Genomic DNA, 18330 nt, shown 5'->3' with positions numbered 1-18330 from the left:
AGAGCGGCTGGGGACCTGCCGGGCGTGATGACTTCCGCGCCCTGCTACAAAAGCAGAACCCCGGCCGTCTGATCTGGCCGATGAGGGCCTACAGGGACGGTTCCGGGGTGTTGACATCGATCTTACGTCAGTGGGGGGATCTTGAGCAACGAGACGTGGGACTCCGTCGAGCACCACATCGGTCGCGAGCGGTTGCAGCACTACCTCGCCGCCGCGTCCGGCGACACGTCCGTCGCGAGAGCGTTGTACGACTGGAACGTCGAGGCATCGGCTGCGTTCTGGGGCTCCTTGGGGCACCTCGAAGTCGCCCTGCGCAACACTGTCGATGCGCGGATGACCGCTCGGCACGAGCGACTCGGGCGCGAAGGCCACTGGATCTTCGACGACCAGTACGAGTTCGGCCGGCGCGAGCCGCCGGCTGCGCACCAGTACCCCTACGTGGACGTCGTCAGGGCGAAGCGCCGCGTCATGAAGAACGGGAAGCCGGTGACGCCAGGGCAGTTGATCTCAGAGGTCTCGTTCGGGTTCTGGCACCAGATGGTCTCCCGGGCGCAGATGCGGTTCTGGCCCGACGTCGCAACGGGGTTCCCCGGCGCTCCCGATCGAGCGCAGACGACCGTTCGTGCACCGGTCAGCCGCCTCCGCGACCTCCGGAACCGCATCGGCCACCACCACCGCATCTGGAACCAGGACCTCCGAGGACGGTACGACGACGTCCTGTTGGTCACCGGGTACATCGATCCGGTGCTCAGTGCCTGGGTCGATGCTCGGTCAGCAGTCCCCGCGGTCCTGCGTCGTCGTCCCCAGCTCTCCTGACGCCGTCCGGGTCGATCCCGCCACCACCGGGTGTACGCAGGACCCATGAGCCGTCCCCGCAGCCCCTTCCGTGGCCTCCGCGCCCTCGTCACCGGCGCCAGCGGGGGGATCGGTGAGGCGCTCGCCCTCGGGCTCGCCGCAGCCGGCGCCGACGTCGTGCTGGTCGCCCGGTCCGAGGGCCGGCTCGACGCGCTCGCCGAGCGCATCCGCCGCGACCACGGCGTGACGGCGACGGTGCTCCCCGCGGACCTCGCCACGGCGGACGGCGTCGACGGGGTCATCGAACGTCTCGGGGGCACCCGGGTGGACATCCTCGTCGCGAACGCCGGCGTCGGCGACCACGGGCCGTTCGCCGCCGCGACGGACGAGCGGCTCCGGACCCAGGTCGACCTCAACTGCACCGCGGTCGTGCGGCTCGTGCACGCGTTCCTGCCCGGGATGCTCGAGCGCCGGCTCGGTGGTGTGATGACCGTCGCGTCGACCGCCGCGTTCCAGCCGACGCCGCAGATGGCCGTCTACGGCGCGACGAAGGCGTTCGTGCTGTCGTTCACCGAAGCGGTCTGGCAGGAGAACCGGGGGAGCGGGGTGCGGTTCCTCGCCCTCTGCCCCGGCCCCACCGCGACGGGCTTCTTCGACGAGGCCGCCCGGGGAGCGGGGTCGGCGGGCGTCATGGAACGCGGGCGGCAGTCGGCTGAGCAGGTCGCGGCCGTGGGGCTCCGGGCGTTCGCGCGGCAGGGCGGCCCGACGGTGGTGTCCGGCCTCGGCAACGCGGTGACGGCGAACGCCCACCGGTTCGTCCCGCGCGGACTGATGGCACGGATGTCGGCGCTCGTCACCGGCGGAGAGTGGTCGCCGAGGTCGGCCGCTCAGTGCAACGAGTCGCTCACCCGTAGCCCTCGTCGTACAGTCGCCACCCGTCCTCGGTGTGGCGGAAGCAGAACTGCCACCCCTCGAGGGTCCCGGGGTCGGCGCCGCTCGTGTTCGTCTCGGTGACGTCGACGGGGATGCACTCCTCGGCGACCCCGCTGCGCTCGTCGGCCGGGATCCGCTCGACGGCGCCGACGTTCCGGTGGGCGAGCAGGTCCGGGTGCTCGTCGAACCAGGACGACGGCTGCCGCTGCCCGCACCACGCCTGGTCGGGTGACGACGGCGCGTGCGCAGCCGTGAGGGCTTCGGTCACCGCGCAGTCGTGGGCCTCGGCGGCGCGGAGGTACACCCGCAGGACCTGCTCCGACGAGGCGCTCGCCGGAGGGAGGCGTCGCGCGGTCTCGGCAGCGTGCTCGAGGTGCACGCCGATGCCGACCCCGATGGCGACGACGGCCAGCGCGGCAGCGGACATGAGGACCGGCAGGACCCGTCGTCGTGGCGCTCGGTCGTGCGTCGTGTCCGTGGCGCCTCCTTCGACAGCGGTCGGATCCCCCTCGCTCGACCCTGACACTGCAGCGCTCCCGTCGGCATCCCCCTGCGGGACGAAGCCGACCGGCCGGTCGGCCGGTCGGCTCGTCCTGTCACCCACGAGCGGGCAGGACACGCCGCTCGTCGTCCGCCCGGGGGGCGGAGGACGTCGGTGTGCGGCTCCGGACGTGACGGATCTGGCCCGCTCGGTGGGCCGGACGCACCCACGACGCTGACGGACGGGAGGCGCGGTGCCAGCTGGCACCGCGCCTCCCGTCCGTCACGTGGCTGGCTAGGCGTTCGCGCCCTCCGCCAGCACCGCAGCAGCCGGGTCGAAGTCCTCCGGCAGCGGCTCCGGCTTCGTGATGCGCGAGGTGATCTCGACGGCCTGGCCGGAATCGGCGGCGTCCCGGATGCCGAGCATGACGTCGAGCGCGTGGGACGCGACGGCACCGGAGGCGCGCTCCGGGCGGCCCTCGGCGATCGCACGTGCCATCTCGACGACGCCCGTGCCGCGACCCCAGGTCGAGCCCTTGTGCTCGAGGGTCGTCGGTTCGTCCTTGCCGAGCGTCCACAGCGTGCTGTCGCCGTCGAAGACGTTCGGGTCCGGCAGCACGATCGTGCCCTCGGAACCGTTGATCTCGACGAAGCCGTTGCGGGGCAGGGCGTGCTGGAACGACAGGGTCGTCTGCGCGGACTGCCCGTCGGCGAACGAGATGAGCGCGGCGTGGTGCGTGGGCACCTCGACCGCGAACTCGGTGCCGGCACGGGGGCCGGAGCCGATCACGCGGGTCTCGCGGGACTTCGACGACACGGCCTGCACGCGCGAGGCCGAGCCGAACGCGTGGAGCAGGGTCGTCACGTAGTACGGGCCGATGTCGAACAGCGGACCGGCGCCCTCGGCGTAGAGGAACTCGGGGTCCGGGTGCCACTGGTCCGGGCCGGGCACGTGGAACATCGTCGTCGCGGTGAGCGGCGTGCCGATGTCACCGCGGGCGATGGCGCGGATCGCGGTCTGGATGCCGGCACCGAGCACGGTGTCGGGGGCGGTCGCGTACCGCACGCCGGCGGCCGACGCGGCGGCCAGGAGCGCCTGGGCGTCCTCGGCGGTGGTGGCGACCGGCTTCTCGCTCCAGGTGTGCTTGCCGGCGGCGATGATCTGCTGGCCGACCTTCGCGTGCTCGGCCGGGATCGTGATGTTGACGACGATCGAGATGTCGTCGCGGGCGAGGAGCTCCTCGACCGTGCCCGACGACGGCACGCCGTACTTCTCGGCCTGCGATGCCGCGCGCTCGAGGATGAGGTCGGCGACCATCAGGACCTCGACGTCGGCGAACTGCGTCAGGTTGGTCAGGTACTGGTCCGAGATGTTGCCGGCACCGATGATGCCGACTCCGACGCGGCTCACTTGTCGTTGCCCTTCAGCCACTCGAGCGACTCGGTGATGCCCTGGAAGACGTCGCCCGAGTACGCGTCGAACTCGACGACGCGGATGGCCTGCGGTGCGGCGGCGAGGATGCCCCGCACGTCGACGTCGCCCTGGCCGGCCGGGGTCTGGTTCTCGAAGGCGCGCTGCAGTGCCTCCGGCACGACGAGGGCGCTCTCGGACGAGGGCAGCGCGGTGAGGATGTCACCGTCGACCTTGCCGTCCTTGACGTGGATGGCGACGACGCGGTCGCCGAGCGACTGCAGGACGGCCGGGGCGTCGGCGCCGCCGACGGTCGCCCAGAAGGTGTCGACCTCGAGGACGGTCTCCGGCGAGAGCTGCGACACGAAGAGCTCGTAGACGGTCTTGCCGTCGACCTTGTTCGTGAACTCCCACTGGTGGTTGTGGTACCCGAACTTCAGGCCGCGTGCGGTGGCCTCGGCGGTGAGCTCGTTGACGCGCTCGGCGATCTTCGCGACGTCGTCAGCGGTCTGCCAGCGGTCGGTCGGGATGAACGGGTCGATGACGGTCTGGATGCCGAGGCGCTGGGCGGCGTCCCAGATAGGCGCGGTGTCCTCGGCGTCGATCACGGCGACGTGGCCGGACGGGGCCTTCAGGCCCGTGGCGGCGAAGGCCTTCTCGAGGTCGGCGGCGCGCTCGACGAACGCGTACGGCTCGACGTTCTCGTAGCCGATCTCGCGCACCCGGGCGATGGCCTTGTCGAGGTCTTCGGCGATGGCGTCGCGCAGCGAGTACAGCTGCACAGAGGTGGTGGGCATGGCAGAGGGCTCCTTCGGTCCTGTCAGGTTGTCGGGGCCCGTCGAGGATCGATGCTCCCCGGCGAGATCGAGACCGACGCTACCCCAAAAACCACCCGCTGTGTAGTTTTTGTCGCGCGTCGTCGGTTGCGCACTCGCGCGCCGTCTGGACGACACGTGTCGATCACGCCTCGGGCGATGTATGCTCGCCGACGGAAAACCTTGCAGTACAAGGTTTCCGATCGACTCAAGGAGGCGTCATGAGCACACCCGAACCCGGCAGCCCCGCACTGCTGGACCCGGAAGCGGGCATCACCCAGCCCGTCAGCACCGTCAAGGTGGGGATCGGCTACCAGGTCGCCCTGTTCCTCGGACAGTTCGGCCTGTTCGTGGCGCTCATGGCCCCGGTCTACGTCAGCATGCAGATCAAGGCACAGGCCCTGGTCGGCGACGACGCGGCGAACGTCATCGGCTCCGTGCTGCCGATCGGCGCGTTCGGTGCGCTCATCATGAACCCGCTGGCCGGCGCGCTGTCCGACCGGACCCGCACGCGCTGGGGCCGCCGACGCCCGTGGCTGCTCGGCGGTGTCGTCGTCTTCGCGATCGCGCTCGCCTGGATCGCCTACGCGCCCGACGTCCTCAACCTGACGCTCGGCTGGCTGCTCGCGCAGCTCGCCGCGAACGCCACGCTCGCCACCCTGCTCGCGAGCTTCGCCGACAACGTGCCGCAGCTCCAACGCGGCCGGGCGTCGAGCATCATCGCCCTGGCGCAGAACATCGCCGTGCTCGCCGGCACCTACCTGTCGGTGTTCTTCGTCGCGAACCTGCCGGTGCTGTTCATCGCTCCCGGCATCCTGGCGATCGTCCTGGTCGTCGTGTACGCCCTGGTCGCCCGTGACGACCTGCCCACCTACAAGCTCAAGCCGTTCACCTGGATCAACCTCATCTCGTCGTTCTGGACGAACCCGATCAAGAACCCCGACTTCGCGTTCGCGTGGTGGTCGCGCTTCCTGATCATCCTGGCGACGTTCATGTTCACGACGTACCGCCTGCTCTACATGCAGGAGCACCTCGGGATCGCGGACCTGAAGGAGGCCACCGAGGCCGTCGCGTTCGGCGTGCTCCTCTACACGCTCGCCCTGCTCGTCAGCGCGGCACTCTCCGGCTGGGCGTCGGACCGGATCGGCCGCCGCAAGGTCTTCGTCGGCGGATCGACGGCGCTGTTCGCGGTCGGCCTGGTGATCCTCGCCCACGCCGACACCGTGACGGGCTTCTACGTCGCCGAGGTCGTCATGGGCTTCGCCTACGGCATCTACTCGGCCATCGACACCGCGCTCGTCGTGGACGTGCTGCCGAACGCCGACCGTCCGGGCAAGGACCTCGGTGTGATCAACATCGCGAACGCGCTGCCGCAGTCGCTCGCACCCGCGATCTCGCTCTTCTTCCTCAAGATCGGCAGCAGCCACCCGGACAACTACGAGCTCATGTGCTGGGCCGCCGGCATCGTCGCCCTGCTCGGTGCGCTGGTGGTCATCCCGATCAAGCGGGTCCGCTGACGCCCGTCGCACTGACGGACTGAAGGCGCGGTGCCAGCTGGCACCGCGCCTCCGGTCCGTTCGTCTGGCGTCCGCCGTCCGTCCGCAGGTCGCGTCGTTACCGTGGGTCGGTGCGCTCCACCGAAACCCGTTCCTTCGACTCCCCGGCCGGCACGATCGAGGCGGTCGTCGACGGCGACGTGACCCGCGCCCTCGGGATCCCCTACGCGCAGGCCGAGCGCTTCGCGCCGCCGTCGCCGCAACCGCCGTTCAGCGGGCCGTTCCGCGCGGACACCCCGGCGCCCGTCCCACCGCAGCCGAGCGCGCAGTTCGTCGACCAGCTCCTGCCGTCGATGGACCACCTGCAGGTCGACGAGCACTGCCAGCGACTCAGCATCACGGTGCCCTCGGACGTCCGACCCGACGAGCGCCTGCCCGTGGTGGTCTGGGTGCACGGCGGGTCCTACGTGCTCGGCGGCGGTGACCTGCCGATCCACGACGCCCACGACCTGGTGACCGAGCAGCGCGTGGTCGTCGTCACGGTGACCTACCGGCTCGGGGTGCTCGGGTTCCTCGGTGACGGCGAGACGGTGCCGGCCAACCTCGGACTGCTCGACCTGGTCGAGGCGTTCCGGTGGGTGCAGCGGAACATCGCGGCGTTCGGCGGGGACCCCGACTCCGTCACCGCGTCCGGGCAGTCCGCCGGAGCCGACGCGATCGCGCACCTCATGATCAGCGAGGGCGCCCGCGGCCTGTTCCGCCGCGCGATCGTGCAGAGCGCGCCGCTCGGGCTCTCGCGCGGGCGGGCGCGGATGAACCGGGCGATGGTCCGGGCCGTCGGGTCGGTCGCGGCGGACACGTCGCTCGACGAGGTCCTCGAGCGGCAGGCCCTCGCGGCGAAGGCCGGTGGCCGGTACGGCCTGACCGGCGGCATGCCGTTCGGCACGCAGTACGGGTTCGCACCGTTGCCCGCCGAGCGCGACACCGACCGGGCCTGGCGGTCGGTCGCACCGGAGGTCGACGTGCTCATCGGGTCCGGCTCGGACGAGGCGGGCATGTACGTGCCGCTCGTCCCGGGGCTCCGGACGGCCGCGCGGTCCCGCCTGGTCCGACCCCTGCTGCGCTGGCTGCTCGTGCGGCCCCTGTCCGAGGTGATCTACGGCCGCGATGCGCGGCGCTTCGCCGATCGTCACCGGGCCGCCGGTGGACGGGCGACGGTCTACCGGTTGCTGCGGCACCCGTCCGTGGCGCCGGTCGGTGCGGTGCACATGAGCGACCTGCCGTTGCTGCTCGGCGGTCGGTCGGCGTGGGTGGGCAGTCGCTTCGTGCCGGAGCGGGACTGGCCGGAGGTCGAACGGCGCGGGCGGGCGTTCCGGGCGGTCTGGGCGGAGTTCGCGCGGACCGGACGGGTGACGGCGGCGGACGACGAGACGCTGGTGTTCGACCGGGGGTGACCTCCACCGGGCCCGTACCGGCTGCACCGCGAGGGGCCGGGCACTCGGCCCCGACCCCTGCGACGGTGTGCTGCGGTGTCGCGGTGCTCAGCCGCGACGCGTCGCCCCGATCGCCCAGACCCGGGGCGGTTCGACCCCGTTGACGGCGTGGTCGCCGACGATCCGGGCCTTGAACACCCACGGGTTGTGGCTCCCCGCGGTGCGGGCGTTCCGCCAGTGCCGGTCGAGGTTCTTCGTCGTGCTCACACCCGAGGCCGCGAGGGCGTCGAACAGGTGTGACGTCGCCGTGGTCGCGAGGGACGTGAGCGAGACCTGCGCCTGTGCGGTCGCGAGCTCGGCGCGGTCGTTGCGGCGCTCGTCCTCTGCCTCGTCGAGGGCAGCACCCTCGTACGCGGCCTGCAGCGCCTCGGCTGCCCGGTCGACGATCGCGGTCGCCGCGAATCCGGCCGCGGACACCTCGCCGACGACCTGCAGGATCTGCGGGTCCGCGGCGAAGGTGTCGGCGTTGCCGTGCGAGAACACCCGGTTGCGGTTCCTGACCTGCAGCGCGATCTCCCGCTCGGCGGCCAGGACGGAGCCGGCGAGCACGGTGAGGAGCACCGCCTGGTAGAACGCGGTCTGGTACTTGAACCGGTCGTCGAACAGCACGACCGCGTCGGCCTGCACGACGGCGTCGGTGAACGTGCTCGTCCCCGAGCCCGTGGTCCGCTGGCCGAAGCCGTCCCAGTCGTCCGAGTGGGCGACCCCCGGCTGGTGTGCGTCGACGATCGCGATGACCCGCTCGCCGGTGTCGGTGCGCTCCGCGTACGTGTCGATCCAGTCCGCGAAGATGCTGCCCGTCGAGTAGTACTTCTGCCCGCTGACGCGGAAGGTGCCGTCGTCCTGCGGCGTGACCTTCGTGACGACGTCGCCGACCTGCACGGCCCCGACCTCGGTCCAGGAGTTGCCGGCGATCTCGCCCCGACCGAAGCGTCCGAGCCAGGCATCGCGTTCGCCGGAGCGCCCGACGAGCCGGTCCTCCACGAGGGCGAAGTGCCCGCGCAGGGCCTGCGGGATGTTGCTGTCCGCGGCGGCGAGCTCGGTGAGCAGGCGGAAGAGCTGCGGGAGGGTCGCGCCCGCGCCACCGAACGCGACGGGGACGCGGACCGCGCCGAACCCGGCGGCTGCGAGTTCGCGGATCTCGTCGAAGGGGAGCCGATGGTCCTGCTCCCGCTCGGAGGCGCCGGCGGCGATGCGGTCGAAGATCGGCCGGAAGCGACCGGCAAGGGTCTCGTAGTCGACCGGTGCGGTGGTCTGGGCGGTGCCGAGCTGGTCGGCCGTGGTGTCGGTCATGGTGTCGTGCCTTCCGGGTTGCGTGTGCGGGTGCTGTTCAGGCGGTGGCCGTCGGTGTGACGACCTGGGGCTGGGCGGGGGTCGACGGTGCTCTGCGACCCCCGCGTCGGGAGAGCACGGCCGCGCCGACGAAGACGACGAGCGCGACCAGGGCGGCGCCGACGGTCCACGCGGCCCCGGCCGGCCACCGACCGGAGAGCCCGAGGAGCGCCGGCGCGGTCGTGGTGGTCTGGCTGGCGAGGACGAGGGCCCAGGCGGTGTACCGGCCGAGGTCACGACCCAGGGCGAGCAGGAGGAAGAAGAGCGTCCAGAGCCCGGCCCAGGTCGCCCACAGCACGGCGAGGACCGGGTCGACGGTGACGTTCGTGACCGCGAAGACGACGGCGATCGCGGCGACGAGGCCGCAGAACCAGCCGAGCCCCGTCGAGCCGAGCCCCGCGAGCGCGTCGATCCCCACGTACAGGTAGGTGAGGCCGAAGAGGAACGTCCCCGCGATCGAGAGCAGGACGGGCAGTGACCCGTCGGCCGTGACGGAGACGGCCGTGCACAGCACGAGCTGCAGCCCGCCGATCAGGACTTTGAACACACCGCTGTCACGGCCGGGGACCCGACCGAGCAGGGTGAGCCCGTTGATGAGCAGTGCCGCTCCGGAGAGCACCAAGCAGATGTACGCCATGGCGACGACCGTGGCAGCGAGGGGACCGCCGCGGAAGGGTTGTGTCGCACTGTGTCCGACGGTGACGATCCGTGAGGTCGAGCGCTCACTGCTGCTCCCGACGTCGCTCGCCCCCGGACGGGAGGTCGCGCGCACACCGCTCCGTGGGCAGGATCGACCACATGCCCGACGCCGACCTCCGCGCCCGCATCGTCTCCGGTGCTGCCGATGCCTTCCGTGACGGCGACTTCCACACGGTCGGCCCGGACGACGTCGCCCGGGCCGCCGACGTCACGGTGGCCGAGGTGCACCGCGTGTTCCCGTCGTGGGACCTGCTCGTCGTGGCCGTCGTCGACCGGTGGACCAAGGACGGCCGCGATGCGCTCCGCGGGGTCGCCGAGCAGGAGGGGGCCGTCGCGTACCTCCGAGCCCGGCTCGACCGCGGGCACCGGCACCCCGCGGTCGTGCGGGTCCGCGTCGCGCTGCTCAGCGCGACCTCGACCCCGGGCCACCCGGCGTCGGGGTGGTTCCGGCAGCAGTACACGATGCTCTTCGAGGACGTGACCCTCGCCCTCGTGCGGGACGTCGTCGCCGGTCGTGAGTCCCGCGGGGCTGCTCCGCGGCACGCCGCCGAGCAGCTCGTCGCGCTCTTCGAGGGGCTGCAGCTGCAGGCGATGCTCCGCGACGACGCCGACCTGCTCGCCGGGTGGGACCGGGCGGTCGCACGCATGCGGGCCGGCTGGGCCGCCGCCGCCGTCGCGGCCTGAGGGGAGCCGGCCGCGCGGGTACCGGACGTTCACGCAGCGCCCTGCCGGGGCCCGCGGGTACCCGGACGTTCGCGCAGCGCCCTGCCGGTGCCGGGTCCTAGGACCCGCGTGTCCCGTGCCCGCGGAGTCCACGGCCGACGAGCAGCACGACGGCACCCACGACCAGGGCGACCGCGACGAGTGCCGGCACCCGGAACGCCAGCGCGGTGACCACGCCACCGATCCCGCCGCCGGCGAGGAACGACCGCACCCCGACGGCCAGCGCCAGGACGACGACCACGGCCAGGGCTGCGACCGGGACGAACCGCTCGACGGGGCGCAGGGGCCCGACCGGCCGGACGTCGGCGCGTCGCCACCACACCGCGGCGACGACGAGCAGGGCGAGCAGCCCGAGCACGCTCGACAGGTCCTGCAGCAGGAAGGGCAGCGGGTACCCGCCGACGGCGCCGTCCCGCAGTGCGGGCCAGGCCCGGACCACGAAGCCGTGCTCGTGGGTGAAGCCGTCCCACACGACGTGCGTGACGCTGCCGAGCAGGCAGCCCACGACCACCGGCAGCACGTCGCCCGCACCGAGTGCCGGCCGGCGACCCCAGCCCCGCGGCAGACGCCGACGCAGCCCCGGGACGACCGGTGACCATGCCGGCCGCACGAGGAACCACCACGTGGCGAGCACCACGAGGGAGACGGCGAGGTCGATGGTCGGGACGCCCCACCACGAGTGCGCGTCCTCGTAGGGCGGCAGGAACGGCGCGAACAGCACCGTGTCCGGCGCCATCGAACCGATCGCGACGGCGGCGACCGGCACGGGCAGGCGACGTGCTGCCAGGGCGACGACCGCGTGGCTGACGGTGAAGGGCACGGTCACGTCCTCGTCATCGGGCCAGGTGCGTGCGGTGCACGAACCACTCGACGCCCTCGGCCAGGGCGACACCGGCGGTGTGCCAGTCGTGGCCACCGTCCTCGATGATGCGCTCCGTCACCGTGACGCCGGCTGCACGTGCGGCCGCCACGACCCGCGGGACGACCGGTCCGTACCGGCTGTCGTCCGCACCGGCCGCGACGAACGCGGCGGAGTCGCGGTACGGCGCCCGTTCGGCGAGCACTCGGAGCGGCTGCGCGGCCTCGTACGCCGCCCGGTCACCGCGGAAACCCCTCGAGACGGTGTCGTCGCGACCCTGCAGGACCGGCCCGATCTGTCCCGAGACGTCGATCCACGAACCGAACCGGTCGGGTCGGCCGGCCCCGAGCTGCAGGGCGCAGGTACCTCCCTGCGAGAAACCCGCGATGGCCCAGTCCGCCCCGCCGGCAGCGGCGTGCAGGTGCTCGCGCACCCAGGTCGGGACGTCGTGCGTCAGGTAGGTGGCGCTGTTCCCGAGCGGACCGTCGACGCACATCGGGTTGTTCGATGCCCGGGCGAGCTGGTCTGGCATCACGACGATCGGCGCGAGTCCGCGGTGCCGGTGGGCGATCGCGTCGAGCCGGGTCGCCATGCGGCCGGCCTCGACGATGTTCGCCGGAGCGGCGCCGGGTCCCTGCCCGGAGAGCATCACGACGACGGGCAGCTCCGGGGCGTGCTCGACGAGGGCGGCCGGGGGGAGCCAGACGATCGCGGGTCGGGCGTGGAAGTGCGACACGGTGCCCGGGATCCGCACCGAACCGTAGCGGCCGTGGGCCGGCATGTCGCGCGGGGGTCGCCAGCTCGCGGCGTCGACCGGGGCCGATCCCGGGGCCGGGTCGTCCGGCAGGCGGAGGGGCGGCACGTGCGACTGCCCCAGGGCGTCGGCGATCGTGGGGAAGAGCCCGGCGTCCCGGTTCACCGCCAGTCCGCCGGACACCAGGGCGAGGGGGACCAGCAGCGCGGCGACCACCCGGGTCAGCACCCGGCCCCGCCGTGCCCGGCCACCGCGGACGAGTCCGACGACCGCGACCCCGAGCAGTGCGCACACCACACCCGTCCAGACCCGGTCGACCCAGGTCGGCGGGACGCCGAGCACGTCGAGGACGTCGCCGAGGAACCAGGAGAGCAGGGTCCCGACCAGCGCTCCCGCGACGATCGCGACGGCTGCCCAGCGCCAGGAGCGGCGGACGGCGGTGAGGACGAGGACGGCGGCGACCAGGGTCAGGGCGTAGAGGGGCAGCAGCACGTGGGCGGACAGGAGCGGCAGGGTGGTCACGGGCGGGTCCGACGGTCGGGACGCTCTCGGACACCCGGCGGGTGACGGGACAGGAGCGGCGTGGTCCAGCGACGGTAGCGAGCCGAGGTGTCCGGACCGGCAGCGGGGAGCCCGTCCCCGGCGGTCTCCCGGCTGATCCTGAGCGATCCTGCACGGGGGGTGGCCGGCCGACGGTCCGGAGCTGTCCGAGCGGCCAGGCCCGGGTGGTCCGTCGACCGTGCGGAGGACCGCACCGTCCCCGCACCGGACGGTGGCGGGCGGCGCGTCTGGGTGTGCCCTCCAGGGGATCCTGGCAAGGTCGGCGGATGGAGTACACGGACTACGACACCCGGCTCGCCGCCTACGGCGTGATCACCGAGGGCGACCGTGTGCTCCTGGCCCGACTGCGGGTCCCCGAGGCCGGCACGTGGACGCTGCCGGGCGGCGGGGTCGAGTTCGACGAGACCGTCGAGCAGGCCGTCGTGCGCGAGGTCCTCGAGGAGACCGGGTACGAGGCGACGTGCGGTCCGCTCCTCGGCGTCCGGCACCACATCGTGCCGAAGGAGCGCCGGATGCACGACAACGGGCGGCCGATGAAGGCGGTGCAGGTCGTGTTCCGCGTGACCGTCACCGGCGGCGAGCTGCGCAGCGAGACGGACGGCTCGACCGACGAGGCCGCGTGGGTCCCGGTCGCCGAGCTGCCCCACCGACGGCACGGGCTGCTCGTGCCGATCGCCCTCGGCTGGGCTCGACGACCGTGAGCGGCGAGGCCACCGACCTGTCCGCCCGGCTCTGGGACGAGCGGGCGCTGCTCGGCGACCTGGTCACCGCTGCGGCCGACCCCGACCGCGTCCGCCGGCTCCTCGACCGGTTGCGCGAGCTGCGCCTGGAGCAGGACGTCCTCGTGCACGCCCTCGCCGAGCAGTGGGGCACCGGTCCCGACACCGCCACGCTCCGGTCGCTCGAGCGTGTCGCACCCCCGCCGTGGGACCTGCTCCTGCCCGAGCACCTGACAGCCCTGGCGAGCCTGACCGCCGAGGTCGCCGCGGTGCTGCCACCCGGCCCCGTGCGCGACGCGTGGGACCGGATCAGCCCTCGAGCACGCTGAGCACGTTGCCCGACGGGTCGGTGAACCACGCGATGAGCGGACCGCCGTGCCGGTTCACCCCGCGCTCGTCGGTCACGCCCTCGTAGCGCAGGAACGTGACGCCCTTCGACGACAGCTCGTCCACGGCGGCGTCGACGTCCGGCACCGGGAAGTTCAGCACCGTGAACGACGCCGGCTCGTGCGCGGGCCCCTTCGGGTAGACGAGCACCCCGGCGCCGGAGCCGACGTGCAGCACGAGCATGCCGTGGTCCTCGCTCACCGGCAGCCCGAGGACGCCCTCGTAGAACGCCCGCGCCCCGGGGACGTCATGCACCGAGAACCCGCTGAACGCCGTCGTCGCATCGACCATGCGGCCAGTGAACCACCGCTCCTGTCAGGATGGGACGGTGACCCCGACCGAGCTGTCCGTCGACGCCGCCGTCGAGCGGGCGGTGGCGCTCGCCGCGGGTCCCGGCCGCGCGGTGCTCGGCATCGCGGGGGCGCCCGGGGCGGGCAAGTCGACGCTGGCACGCCGGATCGTCGTCGCCGTCGACGCTGCGCACGGGCCCGGCACCGCGGTGCAGGTCCCGATGGACGGCTTCCACCTGGCGAACGCGGCACTCGACGCCCTCGGCCGGCACGACCGCAAGGGCGCGATCGACACCTTCGACGCGGCCGGCTACGTCGCCCTCGTCCGTCGTCTGGTCGTCGCGGACGACGACGTCGTCTGGGCGCCGGACTTCGACCGCCGCGTCGACGAGCCCGTCGCCGGCAGCATCGCCGTGCCGCGGAGCACCCGGCTCGTCGTCTCCGAGGGCAACTACCTGCTCGACACCGACGCGCCGTGGTCCGCGCTGCCCGACCTCTTCACCGAGACGTGGGCGTGCGTCGTGGACGATCGTGTCCGCGTCGACCGTCTGGTGGGCCGGCACGTGCGGCACGGACGCGACCACGAGGCGGCCCGGACCTGGGCGCTCGAGGTCGACGGCGTGAACGCGGCGAGGGTCGCGACCACGGTGACCCGTGCCTCCCGGACGGTCCGGACCTGACCGGAGCCGGACGACCAGGGCGACCCGACCCGAGCCACCCGACCAGCAGCACCGAAGGACAGGAGCGACCATGACCATCGCCATCACCGGAGCCACCGGCAACATCGGCGGGGCCGTCGCCCGCGCGCTCGCCCGGGCGGGCACGCCGATCCGCATGCTCGTCCGTGACGCGGCCCGGGCACCCGAGCTGCCGGGAGCGGAGGTCGCGGTCGCCTCGTACGCCGACGCGACCGCGTCCCGCGCCGCGCTCGAGGGCGTCGACATGCTGCTCATGGTCTCCGGCGCCGAGGCGCAGGACCGCCTCGACCAGCACCGCGCCTTCGTGGCAGCGGCCGCGGACGCGGGCGTCGCCCACGTCGTCTACACGTCGTTCGTGGGTGCGGCACCGGACGCCACCTTCACCCTCGGTCGCGACCACTGGGCGACCGAGCAGGCGATCGAGGAGACCTCGATGCGGCACACGTTCCTGCGGGACTCGTTCTACCTGGACTTCGTCGAGGACCTGGTCGGCGAGGACGGCGTGATCCGCGGACCGGCCGGTGTCGGCGCGATGGCCGCGGTCGCGCGGGCGGACGTCGCGCGGGTCGCGACCGAGGTGCTCCTGCACCCGTCGGACCACGCCGACCGGACGTACGAGCTCACCGGACCGGAGGCGATCACCCTCGCCCAGGCGGCCGCCACCGTGTCCGAGGTGCGCGGCCGCGCCGTGACGTACCAGCCGGAGACGGTGGCGGAGGCGTACGCCTCGCGTGCGCGTTGGAACCCGGAACCGTGGCAGGCGGACGCGTGGGTGAGCACCTACACGGCGATCGCCGAGGGTGCGCTGGCGCACGTCTCGACGGACGTCGAGCGGGTGACCGGCCGTCGGCCGCTGTCGCTGCGCGAGGTGCTGCAGGCGGACTGACCCGGCCGGGAGGCGCGGGGCGCGTCCGCCGTGTCGGCCGCGGGTACTGCTGCACGACGGGAGGCACGTCGCACCACGTCCTTCCGTGGTGCGACGTGCCGTCGGTTGTTCGCAAGCGCGTCGAACCACGTCCTCGAGTACGGGCCGATCGCCGCGCTTCGCCGCCGCGGCGCGCCGCGCCGCTGCGCCGCGCGCCGCCGCGTCAGCGCACGCGTCGGGCCGCGAGCGTCCCCGCGACGCCGAGCGTCAGCACCGCGACGAGCACGACGAGCAGCGGGGCCGTCCAGCTCCCGGTCGCGCCGTGCAGGGCCCCGGCGACGAGGGGTCCCGCCGAGCCGATCAGGTACCCGCCGCCCTGCACGAACGCGGACATCCGCCGGGCGTCGTCGTCGCTCGTGACGATCCGCACGACGATGATGAAGACGACCGTGATCCCGCCGCCCTGCGCCGCTCCGCCGAGCACCGACCAGAGCAGCCAGAGCTGCGGCGCGAACAGCAGCCCGAGGGGCATCGCGAGCCAGAGGAAGGCGACGAGGGCGATGATCGCGCGGGGCGCCCAGCGGGTCGCGAGCACCGGGACGCCGAGCGCGCCGACCACCGCCAGGATCTGGAACACGGACGAACTCGCGCCCGAGGACTCCGCCGAGAAGCCGATCTCGTCGTGCAGCAGCGTCGGGATCCACGCGGTCAGGGCGTAGTACGAGAACGCCTGCCCGCCGAAGGCCAGCGTCAGCCCCCACGTGATGAGCCGGCGCGCGGGTCGGACGGGCTCCGACGCTGCCGACACCGTGCGGATCGACCCGGTCTCGGTCAGGAGCTCGACCGGACCCGTCGCGACCACGGGCTCGACCCGGGCCGGCCGGAGCCACGCCGCGCGCGCCCCGACCGCGTACGTCCACGCGGCCCCGGCGACGACGGCGAACACCGCCCACACGGCGATGGCGACCGGCCACCCCCACGCGGCAGCGATCGGGGCGGTGCCGAGCGAGGTGATCATCGACCCGACGTTGAGCGCCGACGTGTACACGCCGGTCACCAGCCCGACGCGCTCGGGCGAGGTGTCCCGTCGGATGACCACCGGGATCACGACGTTGCCGATCGTGATGCCGATGCCGATGATCGCGGTGCCGACCAGGAGCGCCGCCGCCGACGGGGTCGACCGGACGACCGTGCCCGCGAGCACGATCACGAGCGCCAGTGACACCGCACGCTCCGGGTCGGCCTTCGCGATCACCCAGCTGGCGAACGGTGTCGCCAGCGAGAAGCACAGGACCGGGATCGTCGTCAGGAGCCCGGCGATCGTCGCGGTCAGCCCGAGGTCCACGCGCAGGTCGCCGATGACCGGCGCCGGGGCCACGATCGGCCCGCGCAGGTTGAGGGCGATGAGGACGATCGCCGCCGGCAGCAGCCAGGCCGCGCCGCGGAGTCCGCGACGGGCGACCGTGTTCACCGGTCCCTGCTCACGCCGCCGCGTCCGGCAGCAGGATCGGCAGCAGGTCGAGCGGGGTGGCGGCACGGGCGACGGTGCCCTCGGCCTCGGCGGGGGAGCCGTAGCCCCACTCGGCGAAGACGACCGGCACGCCGTGCACGTGGGCGCCCTCGACGTCGTGCAGCCGGTCGCCGACGAGCACCGGGCGGCTGACGTCGTGGCCGGCCGCCTCGAGTCGTCGCAGGGCCTCGGCGACGACGTCGGCCTTGGCGCTCCGGACCTCGTCGTCGCTCGCGCCGGTGACGAAGTCGAAGTACCCGGTCAGGCCGTAGTGGTCGAGGATCACCGTGGCCGGTGTCTCGGGCTTGCTCGTCGCGGTGGACAGCGGCAGTCCGGCCTCGTGCAGGGTGCGGAGCACGACGTCCATGCCCGTGAACATCGCCGAGTCGAGGGCCCCGTGCGACAGGTAGTGCTCGCGGTACACGGCGAGCGTCTGCTCCGCACCGGCGTCGTCCATGCCCATCGCCGTCCGGAAGGTGTCCATGATCGGCGGGCCGACGAACGACATCAGCGTCGCGTGGTCCGGCACGGGCACGCCGACCGTGCGGAAGGTGTGCGTCATGCTCTCGAGGATCCCCGGGGCGGAGTCGCTGATGGTCCCGTCGAGGTCGAACAGGATGGCGGAGTAGGGGCGCGTCATGTCCTGACCAGCCTAGTCGCGGCGGTGGGGCCGGCCACGGGGCGGGCCGGTGGGCGCGCAGGGCGGTGGGGCGAGCCTCCCGGCTCGGTGCCGGTCCTGCGACATCGCACGCGTCGATCGACGGGTGCGGTGTCGCAGAACGCGTGCCGAGCGCGCCACGCGACCGTCAGAACAGGCGGGTGTGCCCGCCCTCGATGCCGCGCATCGCGTCGTAGTCGAGCACGAGGACGCGGATGCCGCGGTCCTCGGCGAGCGTGCGTGCCTGCGGTGCGACCGTCTGCGCGGCCAGGACGCCCTGCACCGGCCGCAGGTGCGGGTCGCGGTTCATGAGCTCGAGGTACCGCGTGAGCTGCTCGACGGCGTCGATGTTGGCGTTGCGCTTCATCTCGACCGCGACGCTCGCCCCCGCGTCGTCGCGCGCCAGGATGTCGACCGGACCGATCGCCGTCATGTACTCACGTCGGACGAGCGTGTGCCCGTCGCCGAGGAGCTCGATCTGCTCGGCGAGCAGCTGCTGCAGGTGCGCCTCGACGCCGTCCTTCACCAGACCGGGGTCGACGCCGAGGTCGTGGCTCTCGTCCGCGACGACCTCGTACAGGCTGACGATGAGCTTGTCCTGCGTCTTCTTCTGCGTGACGGTCCAGACCTGGGTGATGCCGGCGCTCGCCTGCTCCTCGTCGGGCTCGGTCATCTCGATCGAGCACGGCGGGCTCATCCAGTTCAGCGGCTTGTAGCTGCCGCCGTCCGAGTGGACGAGCAGCGAGCCGTCCGCCTTGAGCATGAGCAGACGGGTCGCGAGCGGCAGGTGGGCCGACAGGCGTCCGGCGTAGTCGACGGAGCAGCGGGCGATGACGAGACGCACCCGGCGAT

General features: G+C 73.0%; 20 protein-coding genes. 9 read left to right on the top strand and 11 right to left on the bottom strand.

What is annotated here, in order from left to right:
• Positions 1–141 precede the first annotated feature (141 nt).
• Together ACIP6W_RS05290 and ACIP6W_RS05285 are read left to right on the top strand one after the other, a co-directional pair.
• On the top strand, positions 142–816 hold the full coding sequence (locus ACIP6W_RS05290; RefSeq protein ID WP_251161092.1) for a hypothetical protein: 675 nt from the start codon (positions 142–144) through the stop codon (positions 814–816).
• A 45-nt stretch (positions 817–861) separates the two neighbouring features.
• Positions 862–1809, top strand: coding sequence for an SDR family NAD(P)-dependent oxidoreductase (locus ACIP6W_RS05285; protein WP_400428578.1), 948 nt, complete (start codon positions 862–864; stop codon positions 1807–1809).
• Here ACIP6W_RS05285 and ACIP6W_RS05280 read toward each other — a convergent pair.
• From ACIP6W_RS05280 to ACIP6W_RS05270, 3 genes are all read right to left on the bottom strand, one after another.
• Positions 1700–2155 carry a hypothetical protein gene (locus ACIP6W_RS05280; protein WP_400428576.1) on the bottom strand — a complete coding sequence of 152 codons (456 nt, stop codon included), beginning with the start codon at positions 2153–2155 and terminating at the stop codon, positions 1700–1702. The genes ACIP6W_RS05285 and ACIP6W_RS05280 overlap by 110 nt on opposite strands.
• Positions 2156–2503: 348 nt before the next feature.
• Positions 2504–3619 (bottom strand): Gfo/Idh/MocA family protein, encoded by a 1116-nt coding sequence (locus ACIP6W_RS05275; protein ID WP_251154371.1) that lies wholly within the window; start codon positions 3617–3619, stop codon positions 2504–2506.
• Entirely contained in the window at positions 3616–4416 is an 801-nt protein-coding gene (locus ACIP6W_RS05270) for a sugar phosphate isomerase/epimerase (RefSeq protein ID WP_200884124.1), read from the bottom strand. The genes ACIP6W_RS05275 and ACIP6W_RS05270 overlap by 4 nt, the downstream gene beginning before the upstream one ends.
• A gap of 239 nt (positions 4417–4655) precedes the next feature.
• Here ACIP6W_RS05270 and ACIP6W_RS05265 point away from each other — a divergent pair, with 239 nt between their 5' ends.
• Positions 4656–5951, top strand: a complete 1296-nt coding sequence (locus tag ACIP6W_RS05265) for an MFS transporter (RefSeq protein WP_066651247.1) — start codon at positions 4656–4658, stop codon at positions 5949–5951.
• A gap of 110 nt (positions 5952–6061) precedes the next feature.
• Positions 6062–7384 (top strand): carboxylesterase family protein, encoded by a 1323-nt coding sequence (locus ACIP6W_RS05260; RefSeq protein WP_400428573.1) that lies wholly within the window; start codon positions 6062–6064, stop codon positions 7382–7384.
• Positions 7385–7471: 87 nt separating this feature from the next.
• Here ACIP6W_RS05260 and ACIP6W_RS05255 read toward each other — a convergent pair whose 3' ends face one another.
• A complete protein-coding gene (locus ACIP6W_RS05255; RefSeq protein WP_066651251.1) occupies positions 7472–8716 on the bottom strand; it encodes an acyl-CoA dehydrogenase family protein in 1245 nt (414 codons plus the stop codon).
• A gap of 37 nt (positions 8717–8753) precedes the next feature.
• Positions 8754–9392: an AmiS/UreI family transporter gene (locus tag ACIP6W_RS05250; RefSeq protein ID WP_400428571.1), complete on the bottom strand. Its 639-nt coding sequence runs from the start codon at positions 9390–9392 to the stop codon at positions 8754–8756.
• 161 nt (positions 9393–9553) lie between these two features.
• On the opposite strand from ACIP6W_RS05250, the gene ACIP6W_RS05245 reads away from it, so the two are divergent.
• A complete protein-coding gene (locus ACIP6W_RS05245) occupies positions 9554–10138 on the top strand; it encodes a TetR/AcrR family transcriptional regulator (RefSeq protein WP_066651253.1) in 585 nt (194 codons plus the stop codon).
• A gap of 97 nt (positions 10139–10235) precedes the next feature.
• On the opposite strand, the gene ACIP6W_RS05240 is transcribed toward ACIP6W_RS05245, so the two are convergent.
• Together ACIP6W_RS05240 and ACIP6W_RS05235 are read right to left on the bottom strand one after the other, a co-directional pair.
• Positions 10236–10997: a DUF4184 family protein gene (locus ACIP6W_RS05240; RefSeq protein ID WP_158407715.1), complete on the bottom strand. Its 762-nt coding sequence runs from the start codon at positions 10995–10997 to the stop codon at positions 10236–10238.
• 13 nt (positions 10998–11010) lie between these two features.
• Positions 11011–12312 (bottom strand): esterase family protein, encoded by a 1302-nt coding sequence (locus ACIP6W_RS05235; protein ID WP_066651262.1) that lies wholly within the window; start codon positions 12310–12312, stop codon positions 11011–11013.
• A gap of 305 nt (positions 12313–12617) precedes the next feature.
• Between ACIP6W_RS05235 and ACIP6W_RS05230 the strand changes: the two genes are divergently transcribed.
• Together ACIP6W_RS05230 and ACIP6W_RS05225 are read left to right on the top strand one after the other, a co-directional pair.
• A complete protein-coding gene (locus ACIP6W_RS05230) occupies positions 12618–13052 on the top strand; it encodes an NUDIX hydrolase (RefSeq protein WP_066651264.1) in 435 nt (144 codons plus the stop codon).
• Entirely contained in the window at positions 13049–13399 is a 351-nt protein-coding gene (locus ACIP6W_RS05225; RefSeq protein ID WP_066651271.1) for a hypothetical protein, read from the top strand. Before ACIP6W_RS05230 ends, ACIP6W_RS05225 begins: the two co-directional genes overlap by 4 nt.
• Here the strand turns inward: ACIP6W_RS05225 and ACIP6W_RS05220 are convergent.
• Complete coding sequence (locus ACIP6W_RS05220; RefSeq protein ID WP_251154363.1) at positions 13380–13748, bottom strand: VOC family protein; 369 nt, start codon at positions 13746–13748, stop codon at positions 13380–13382. The genes ACIP6W_RS05225 and ACIP6W_RS05220 overlap by 20 nt on opposite strands.
• Positions 13749–13785: 37 nt before the next feature.
• Between ACIP6W_RS05220 and ACIP6W_RS05215 the strand changes: the two genes are divergently transcribed.
• The gene (locus ACIP6W_RS05215; protein ID WP_081984515.1) at positions 13786–14427 is read left to right on the top strand and encodes a nucleoside/nucleotide kinase family protein; all 642 of its coding nucleotides are present in this window, start codon (positions 13786–13788) and stop codon (positions 14425–14427) included.
• Between the two features lie 70 nt (positions 14428–14497).
• Positions 14498–15331 (top strand): NmrA family NAD(P)-binding protein, encoded by an 834-nt coding sequence (locus ACIP6W_RS05210; RefSeq protein ID WP_400428567.1) that lies wholly within the window; start codon positions 14498–14500, stop codon positions 15329–15331.
• Positions 15332–15533: 202 nt separating this feature from the next.
• Here ACIP6W_RS05210 and ACIP6W_RS05205 read toward each other — a convergent pair whose 3' ends face one another.
• From ACIP6W_RS05205 to nucS, 3 genes are all read right to left on the bottom strand, one after another.
• Positions 15534–16781: a CynX/NimT family MFS transporter gene (locus tag ACIP6W_RS05205; protein ID WP_251154360.1), complete on the bottom strand. Its 1248-nt coding sequence runs from the start codon at positions 16779–16781 to the stop codon at positions 15534–15536.
• A gap of 10 nt (positions 16782–16791) precedes the next feature.
• Positions 16792–17460, bottom strand: coding sequence for an HAD hydrolase-like protein (locus ACIP6W_RS05200; protein WP_271825926.1), 669 nt, complete (start codon positions 17458–17460; stop codon positions 16792–16794).
• A gap of 166 nt (positions 17461–17626) precedes the next feature.
• Complete coding sequence (nucS, locus tag ACIP6W_RS05195) at positions 17627–18322, bottom strand: endonuclease NucS (RefSeq protein ID WP_066651293.1); 696 nt, start codon at positions 18320–18322, stop codon at positions 17627–17629.
• Between the last annotated feature and the right edge of the window lie 8 nt (positions 18323–18330).

It is taken from the genome of Curtobacterium sp. NPDC088465, assembly GCF_044753165.1.
In the GTDB taxonomy this organism is placed as follows: Bacteria; Actinomycetota; Actinomycetes; order Actinomycetales; family Microbacteriaceae; genus Curtobacterium.
The sequence above is the reverse complement of the archived record's forward strand: the minus strand, read 5'-3'. Positions and strand labels throughout refer to the sequence as shown.